Origin of the sequence: Plastoroseomonas hellenica, from assembly GCF_018129085.1 — a bacterium.
GTDB classification, from domain to species: domain Bacteria; phylum Pseudomonadota; class Alphaproteobacteria; order Acetobacterales; family Acetobacteraceae; genus Plastoroseomonas; species Plastoroseomonas hellenica.
The window spans coordinates 1-968 of sequence record NZ_JAAGBB010000150.1; the positions used below are offsets into that span (position 1 = coordinate 1).

Sequence of the window (968 nt, forward strand, 5' to 3'; positions counted from 1 at the left end):
CCCGGATTACCCGCCCGAGCGGCTGTCTTACATGGTCCGCGATGCCGGCCTGTCCCTGGTGCTGACGCAGCGTCACCTGCGCGACACCCTGCCGGCCGGCGCGGCGCGGCTGCTTTGCCTCGACGAGGACGCACCACCCGAGGCGGCGGCCGATCCCGGTCCGCCGCCGGTGGCGCTGCATGCGGGCAATCTCGCCTACATGATCTACACCTCGGGCTCGACCGGCACGCCCAAGGGTGTCGGCGTGAGCCATGGCGCGCTGCTGCGGCGGCTGCGCTGGATGCAGGCGGAATACGGCATCGCGGCGTCGGAGACGCTGCTGCACAAGACGCCGTTCAGCTTCGACGTCTCGGTCTGGGAGCTGCTGCTGCCGCTGCTGGCGGGGGCGCGGCTGGCGATCGCGGCGCCGGGGGTGCATGGCGATCCACGGCGGCTGATCGAGGCGATCCGGGCGCATGATGTGACGACGCTGCACTTCATCCCGCCGGTGCTGGAGCTGCTGGTCGCGGAGCCGGAGGTGGCGGCCTGCCGCAGCCTGCGGCGGCTGTTCTCCGGCGGCGAGGCGCTGTCGGGGGAGCTGCGGGGGCGGGTGCAGGCGCGGCTGCCCTGGGTGCGCTTCGACAACCGCTACGGCCCGACCGAGGCGACGATCAACGCGAGCGTCTGGACCTGCGGCGCGGGTGACACCGGCCCGGTGCCGATCGGCCGTCCGATCCCGGGCACTATCCTGCGCATCCTGGACGGCGATCTGAACCTGGTGCCGCCGGGCGTGGTGGGGGAGCTCTACATCGGGGGTTCGGGGTTGGCGCGGGGCTATCACGGGCGTGCCGGCCTGACGGCGGAGCGGTTCATCCCGGATGCTTACGGCGATGCGCCGGGTGGGCGGCTGTACCGGACGGGCGACCTGGCGCGGTGGCGGCCGGACGGGGTGGTGGAGTACCTCGGCCGTGTGGATGACCAGGTGAAGA

At 72.8% G+C, this 968-nt stretch carries 1 protein-coding gene; it reads left to right on the forward strand.

Features of this window, described 5'->3' with window-relative positions; translation table 11 throughout:
• The coding region (locus GXW71_RS34580) for an amino acid adenylation domain-containing protein (RefSeq protein WP_211858623.1) at window positions 1-968 on the forward strand (968 nt) is incomplete at both ends.